The sequence below is a fragment of the Streptomyces sp. 8L genome (genome assembly GCF_020176795.1).
Taxonomy (GTDB): Bacteria; Actinomycetota; Actinomycetes; order Streptomycetales; family Streptomycetaceae; genus Streptomyces.
Window position 1 is genome coordinate 23,548 of the sequence record NZ_JAIUKE010000101.1, and the last position, 7,285, is coordinate 30,832.

Consider the following 7,285-nt stretch of genomic DNA (forward strand, 5'->3'; position numbering starts at 1 on the left):
CCGTCCCTCCAACCCCGCGTCCGCGCGCCCGCGATCACGTCTGTATCTGTCACCAGCGTGGCAGCCCGACCTCTGTCACCAGCGCGGGAGCGAGGGCCGCTGCCACTCCGGGTGCGCCTTGCGCATGGCCGCCAGGTCGTCGCGCTCGCGCATCGTGCCGTCGTCCTCCAGCCAGCGGCGGTGCAGCGCCGCCAGGGCGTCGCGGTCCAGCTCCACACCGAGGCCGGGCGCGTCGGACACGGTGAGGTGCCCGTCCTCGAAGGTGTGCCGGACGGTGATCACGTCCTCGGTCTGCCACGGGTAGTGGCTGTCGCACGCGTAGTCCAGGTTGGGCACGGTCGAGGCGACATGGGTCATGGCGGCGAGGCTGATGCCGAGGTGGGTGTTGGAGTGCATGGACAGGCCGACGCCGAACGCCCGGCAGATCGCGGCGAGTTCCTGGGTGCGGCGCAGCCCGCCCCAGTAGTGGTGGTCGGAGAGCACGACCTGCACCGCGTCGCGCCGGAACGCCTCGGCGATCTCCGGCACCGTGGTCACGCACATGTTGGTGGCGAGCGGGACGCCGGTGCCCGCGGAGACCTGCGCCATCAGGCCGGTGCCGCTCGCGGGGTCCTCCAGGTATTCGAGGACGTCGGCAAGCTGCTCCGCCACGTACAGCGAAGTCGGCACGGACCAGGCCCCGTTGGGGTCGAGCCTGAGCGGCTGCCCGGGGAACTCGGCGGCGAGCGCACGGATCGCCGCGATCTCCTCGTCCGGCGCGAAGACACCGCCCTTGAGCTTGAAGGAGCGGAAGCCGTACGTGTCGGCGAAGCGGCGGGCCTGCGCCACCACTCCGGCCGGGTCGAGCGCCGCGCCCCATTCGTCCTTGACCGTGCCGGCCGGGTGGGCGTCCGCGGGGTGCTCGGCCCAGCGGTAGAAGAGGTACGCGCTGTAGTCGACGGCGTCCCTGACCTTGCCGCCGAGGAGCGCGTGCACCGGTTCGCCGCGGTGCTTGCCGAGCGCGTCGAGGAACGCGACCTCGAAGGCGGAGACCACGGACAGCCTGAGCTTGTCGGCGGTCTGCACGCCGCGCAGGCCGCCCGCGTCGACGCTGGTCTCCACGCGGTGTGACTCGCCGCACACCTCGTCGGCGAGGGCGAAGAGGCCGTTCACGTCCGTGATCCGGTGGCCCGGCAGCGCCTCGGCGAGCGGCTGGGCCAGCTCCAGGTACTTCCCGTCGCCGTACGTCTCCCCGACGCCGACCACACCGCCCCTGGTGATCACCTCGACGATCAGCCGGGGCGTGTAGGGCTGGTGTACGCCCTGGGTGTTGAGGAGGGGAGGATCGGCGATGAGTATCGGAGTGAGCCGGACCTGGTCGACGGCGAGCGCTGAATCCATACGTGAACTCTATTCATATGGACGATCGCCCGCCAGGGCACCCCGGACTGGACGGCATACCGACCGGTCGGCATCATGAGAGGCGCCGCGGGACGCGACCGCGGCACCGCGCCTCACCACGGCACGTGACCACAGAAGGAGCGGACGATGAGCCAAGTCCCCCCGCCCGGGCTGGACCTCGACCGGCTGCGCGCCCACCTGGACCGCGAGCTGCCCGGCCTGGTGCACGGCCCGCTCCAGGCGCGGGTGATCGAGGGAGGCCGCTCCAACCTCACCTATGTGGTGCGCGACACGGCGGCGTCCGGGGGCCCGGGGCAGTGGGTCGTGCGCAGGCCGCCGCTCGGCCACGTCCTCGCCACGGCACACGACATGCGGCGCGAGTACCGGGTGATCAGCGCGCTGGGCACCACGCCCGTACCGGTGCCGCGGACGCTGCTGCTGTGCGAGGACGAGAAGGTGACCGGCGCGCCGTTCTACGTCATGGAGTTCGTCGGCGGGACCCCGTACCGCACGGCCGAGCAGCTGGCCCCGCTCGGGCCCCGGCGCACCAGGTCCGCCGTGGTGGGCCTGGTGGACACCCTGGTCGACCTGCACGCCGTGGACCCCGCGGCGGTGGGGCTCGGGGACTTCGGCCGGCCCGAGGGTTTCCTCGACCGGCAGCTGCGGCGCTTCGGCAAGCAGCTCGACGCGTCCCGCAGCCGCGACCTGCCGGGCATCGACGAGCTGCACGGCGCGCTGTCCGGCGCGCTGCCGGCCTCGCCCGCGCCCACGGTGGTGCACGGCGACTACCGCCTCGACAACGTCCTCCTCGGCGACGACGACCGCGTCAGGGCGGTGCTCGACTGGGAGATGTCGACTCTCGGCGACCCGCTCACGGACCTCGGCCTGCTGGTCATGTACAGCGTGCGCCTCGATCTGCCGGACTCCCCCGTCAGCACCGCGGCCGGCGCTCCGGGCCATCCGGAGCCGGCCGAACTGATCGAGCGCTACGCGCGCCGCTCGGGCCGGGACACGTCGGCGATCTCCTGGTACACGGCGTTCGCGTGGTTCAAGCTCGCCGTGATCCTGGAGGGCATCCACTACCGCTACACCCTGGGCCAGACCGTCGGCCGCGGCTTCGACCGCATCGGCGACCTCGTCCCCCTCTTCATCCGGCACGGTCTCGGCACCCTCCAGGAAGGCTGATCACCCCCATGGACTTCGCATTCGACGCCCGCACGCAGGAGCTCCGCGAGAAGCTGCTCGCCTTCATGGACGAGTACGTGTATCCGGCGGAGCCCGTCCTGCGCGAGCAGAGCGCGGCGGCGGCCGACCCCTGGCAGATCCCGCCCGTCGTCCGGGAACTCCAGGAAGCGGCGCGCGCCCGGGGCCTGTGGAACCTCTTCCTGCCGGACAAGGAGTACGGGGCGGGGCTGACGAACCTCCAGTACGCGCCGCTCGCCGAGATCACCGGCCGCTCCCCGCAGCTGGCACCCGCCGCCCTGAACTGCGCGGCACCGGACACCGGCAACATGGAGCTGCTCGCGGAGTTCGCCGACGGGGCGCAGCGCGAGCGGTGGCTCGAACCGCTGCTGGCGGGCGAGATCCGCTCGGCGTTCGCGATGACGGAGCCCGAGGTGGCGTCGTCGGACGCGACGAACATCGAGACGCGGATCACCCGCGACGGCGACGACTACGTCATCACCGGCCGCAAGTGGTACATCTCCGGGGCGATGAACCCCGACTGCAAGATCTTCATCGTGATGGGCAAGACCGACCCCGAGGGCGCCGACGTGCGCCGCCAGCAGTCGATGGTGCTGGTGCCCCGGGACACCCCCGGCGTGGAGGTCCGCCGCGGGATGCATGTCTTCGGGTACGACGACGGCCACCACGGCGGCCATGCGGAGATCGTGTTCGACCGGGCGCGGGTGCCGGTGGGGAACCTGGTGGGCGAGGAGGGCGGCGGTTTCGCCATCGCCCAGGCGCGGCTCGGGCCGGGCCGCATCCACCACTGCATGCGGCTGATCGGCATGGCGGAACGGGCGATCGAGCTGATGTGCGTGCGGGCGGCGTCCCGCACGGCGTTCGGCAAGCCGATCGCGGCCCAGGGCGTCGTCCAGAACTGGATCGCGGACGCGCGCGTGAGTGTGGAGCAGCTGCGGCTGCTGGTGCTGAAGACGGCCTGGCTCATGGACACGGTGGGCAACCGGGGCGCGCACACCGAGATCCAGGCGATCAAGATCGCGACGCCGCGCGCCGTGCTCGACATCCTGGACCGGGCGATCCAACTGCACGGGGCGGGCGGCGTCAGCCAGGACTACCCGCTGGCCGAGCTGTGGGCGCACGCGCGCACCCTGCGCCTGGCGGACGGCCCGGACGAGGTGCACCAGCGCTCCCTGGCCCGGCGCGAGCTGAAGAAGCACGCGTAGTTCGGGGCGGGCGGGCCCGGCACCGGACACCGCGCCCGCCCGGGGCCCCCATCCGCACGGAGCAGGCCCCGCGGGCTCAGGGCCGCAGCGCCCGCAGGAGCAGGTCGGCGAGGTGGTCGGCCACCTCGCGGGGCGTCAGCGGGCCCTGGGGGCGGTACCACGTCGACAGGTGGTGGACCGAGCCGAAGTGGTAGTCCACCACGAGGTCCGAGGGGGTCGCCGTGGAGAAGACGCCCGTGCGCTGGCCCTCCTCGACCAGGGCGCGGAAGCGCTCGTGGTAGCGGCGGCGCTCCATCCGCACCTGCTTGTTCTTCTCCGGGCTCAGGTGGTGCATGGAGCGGAAGAAGATCGCCGCGTCGTCGAGGTTCTCTATCGTCGTCACGACGACGTCGGCCGCCGCGTCGCGCAGCCGCTCCTCGACGGGCGCGTCGGCGTCCGCGTACGCGTCGAGGCGCTCCTGCTGGAGCCGCAGCACGCGCGCGTACACCTCCTGGAGGAGGTCCTCCTTCGACCCGAAGTAGTGGTAGAGCGCGCCCTTGGTGACCCCGGCGGCCTCCACGATCTCCTGGACCGACGTGCGGTCGTAGCCCTGCTCGGCGAAGAGGCGGGTGGCGGCGGCCAGCAGCCGCTGGGGCACCGGCGTCCCGCCGTCGCCCCCCGTCGTCCTGGCCATGTTCCGCCACCACCCTTTCCGGTCCGCTTCGCTAGGCGTCCTCGCGTGAACGCAGTTCCCTCCTGAGGATCTTCCCACTGGGCGTCTTGGGCAGCTCGGGCAGGATCTCGACGACGCGCGGGTACTTGTACGCGGCGAGCCGTTCCTTGCAGTACGTGCCGAGCGCGGCGCCGTCCACTGCGGCGCCCGGGCGCAGGCTGACGTACGCCTTGACCGTCTCCCCCCGGTACGCGTCGGGGACGCCGACCACGGCCGCCTCCCGCACCGCGGGGTGCGTGTAGAGCACGTCCTCGACCTCGCGCGGCCACACCTTGAAGCCGGACGCGTTGATCATGTCCTTCTTCCGGTCGACGACGTACAGCCAGCCCTCGGGGTCCATGAAGCCGATGTCGCCGGTGCGCAGCTCCCCGCCGGGGAACGCCTCGTCCGTGGCCTCGGGCAGGTGCCAGTAGCCGGAGACGACCTGCGGGCCCCTCACGGCGATCTCGCCCTGCTCGCCGAAGGGCACCTCCGCGCCGGTGTCGTCCAGGACGCGCACCACGGTGTCGGGCCCCGGCACGCCGACGGCGAGGGTCCCCGACACCGGGTCGACGGGCGCCTCGACGCCCGGCGGTACGGACGCGCAGGGCGCCGTGCACTCGGTGAGCCCGTAGCCGTTGTGCACGTACGCTCCGAGCGCGGCGCGGAACTTCTCCACGAGCGCGGGCGGCAGCGGCGCGCCGCCGGAGCTGATCTGCCGGAACGAGGCGAAGTGGTCGCGCGTCGCAGCCGGGTGCGCGGCGAGCGCCATGAACGCCGTGGAGGGGCCGACGGTGTAGGCGGGCCGGTGCTCGGCGAAGGCTTCGAGCACCACGCCCGCCTCGAAGCGGTACGCGAGCGCGAGGGTGCCCGCGTTGGCGAAGCAGGTGGAGAGCTGGCAGACCATTCCGGTGATGTGGAAGAGGGGCGCGAGCGCGAAGTAGACGGAGCCCTTGGGCAGCCCCTGCCCCGCCGCCTGGCGCTCGGCGTTGAACATGATGTTGGCGTGCGAGTTCATGGCGCCCTTGGGCTTGCCGCTGGTGCCCGAGGTGTAGCTGATGAGCGCGGTGTCGCCGGGGTGCGGATCGCGCTCGGCGGGCGCGGGCAGGCCGAGGCGCGCGACGGCCGCCAGGTCGTCGGCGTCGTCCGCGGGGGGCAGCCGCTCGAAGCCGAGGACCCGGGCGTCGTCGCGGGTCTGGAAGTCGCGTTCGCAGGCGGTGAGGGCGATCCGCACGGACGAGGCCGCCGCGGTGTCGCGCAGATAGGCCGCCCAGGCCCGGTCCGAGCAGATCAGCGCGGAGACCCCGGCGTCGCCGAGGATGTGGCCGGCCTCGGCGGACTTGTACATCGGGTTGAGCGGGACGACGATCGCGCCCGCCTTCCAGGCACCGAGCAGGGCGAGGACGAAGTGCGGGCTGTTCTGGAGCATGATCGCCACGCGGTCGCCGCGGGCGAGGCCGCGCGCGGCGAGGTGGCCCGCGACGGAGTCGCTGAGCCCGTCCATCTCGCGGTAGCCGAGACGGCCGTCGAAGTAGGCGACGGCGGCTTGGTCGGGGGCCTCGGCCGCGGACGCCCTGAAGGCGTGGACGACGGAGTCCGCCGGGGTGATCGGGGCGCGCTGGACCTCGCTGAGGACGGCCAGCCACGGCTTGGCGGCATAGATCGACGCGGTCACTCGGTGGCACCTTCCCTCGACTCCAGCCTCCGCTGGTAGTGGTTCATCGTCGCGAGCCAGCGGTCCGGGTCGGCGGCCCGCGCCTGCGCGAACCGGCCGGCCTCGGGGTGCGGCAGGACGAGGAAGCGGTCCTCCGCCATGGCCTTGAACAGGGCGTCGGCGACGGCGCCCGGCTCGATCGCGTTGGGCTGGAGCATCAGGCGGCCCGCCTCGCCTGTGGTGGCGAGCATGTCCGTACGGACGCCCTGCGGGCAGATGGCGTGGACGCGCAGCCCGCGGTGGCGGTAGGTGAGCGACAGCCACTCGGCGAAGGCGAGTGCGCCGTGCTTGGTGACGCTGTAGGGCGCGGCGCCGAGCATCGTGAGCAGTCCGGCGGCCGAGACCGTCGAGATGAACCGTCCCTCGCCGCGCTCCAGCCACTCGGGCAGCAGCGCGCGGGCCGCCCGTACGTGGGCCATGACGTTGACGTCCCACGCCGTCTGCCATGCCTCGTCGTCCGTCATGGGGTCGCCGCCGGTGCCGACGCCCGCGTTGGCGCAGTAGATGTCGACCCGGCCGCCGAGCGCGTCGCGCGCGTCACCGACGGTCGCGGCGGCGTCCCCGGGCACCGCGATGCCGCCGATCTCGGCCGCGACGGCGGTCGCCTTGGCCGCGTCGAGATCGTTGACGACGACCCGCGCGCCCCCGGCGGCGAAACTCCGGGCGAGCGCGGCCCCGATGCCGCCGCCTCCTCCGGTCACCACGACCCTCGCACCCTCGACGGTATCCATCGGCACCTGCCCTTCGGCTGCTCGTCGGCTGCACCGCCGACCCCTCATCGGCAGACTAACCAGTCGGTATGTGATCGGGGAAGAGCCTGCCCCGATCCTCCCGGACTGCCTCGTTCCGTCCTGGACCACCGGGGACTACGGTGCGTGGGCATGACAGCAGTGATCGTTCCATGCGGTACGGAGGTGGCGGCATGAACCTGTCCCGACGAGGTCTGCTGGCGGCGGGCGGCGCGCTGGGAGCGGCGGGAGCGGTCGCGGGCGCCCCCCCCCCCGCCCGGGGGCCCCCCCGCCCCCGCCGGGGGGGGCCCCGGGGGGGCCGGGGGGGGCGCCGGGGGGGCCCGGGGGGGCCGGGGCGGGGGAA

Annotated in this window: 6 protein-coding genes; 2 read left to right on the top strand and 4 right to left on the bottom strand. The window is 73.1% G+C overall.

Translation table 11 applies throughout. The features are described 5' to 3' along the window. Positions 1 to 75: 75 nt before the first annotated feature. Positions 76 to 1,380 (bottom strand): glucarate dehydratase family protein, encoded by a 1,305-nt coding sequence (locus LCE31_RS10855; RefSeq protein WP_225013965.1) that lies wholly within the window; start codon positions 1,378 to 1,380, stop codon positions 76 to 78. Between the two features lie 147 nt (positions 1,381 to 1,527). Here LCE31_RS10855 and LCE31_RS10860 point away from each other — a divergent pair, with 147 nt between their 5' ends. Beyond that, positions 1,528 to 2,565, top strand: a complete 1,038-nt coding sequence (locus LCE31_RS10860) for a phosphotransferase family protein (protein ID WP_225013966.1) — start codon at positions 1,528 to 1,530, stop codon at positions 2,563 to 2,565. Positions 2,566 to 2,573: 8 nt separating this feature from the next. Continuing rightward, a complete protein-coding gene (locus tag LCE31_RS10865) occupies positions 2,574 to 3,788 on the top strand; it encodes an acyl-CoA dehydrogenase family protein (RefSeq protein ID WP_225013967.1) in 1,215 nt (404 codons plus the stop codon). Between the two features lie 76 nt (positions 3,789 to 3,864). On the opposite strand, the gene LCE31_RS10870 is transcribed toward LCE31_RS10865, so the two are convergent. The 3 genes from LCE31_RS10870 to LCE31_RS10880 are packed head-to-tail and all read right to left on the bottom strand — an operon-like array spanning position 3,865 to position 6,924. Continuing rightward, a complete protein-coding gene (locus LCE31_RS10870; protein ID WP_225013968.1) occupies positions 3,865 to 4,461 on the bottom strand; it encodes a TetR/AcrR family transcriptional regulator in 597 nt (198 codons plus the stop codon). 31 nt (positions 4,462 to 4,492) lie between these two features. Continuing rightward, positions 4,493 to 6,154: a class I adenylate-forming enzyme family protein gene (locus LCE31_RS10875; RefSeq protein ID WP_225013969.1), complete on the bottom strand. Its 1,662-nt coding sequence runs from the start codon at positions 6,152 to 6,154 to the stop codon at positions 4,493 to 4,495. Next, the gene (locus tag LCE31_RS10880; RefSeq protein WP_225013970.1) at positions 6,151 to 6,924 is read right to left on the bottom strand and encodes an SDR family oxidoreductase; all 774 of its coding nucleotides are present in this window, start codon (positions 6,922 to 6,924) and stop codon (positions 6,151 to 6,153) included. The genes LCE31_RS10875 and LCE31_RS10880 overlap by 4 nt, the downstream gene beginning before the upstream one ends. Between the last annotated feature and the right edge of the window lie 361 nt (positions 6,925 to 7,285).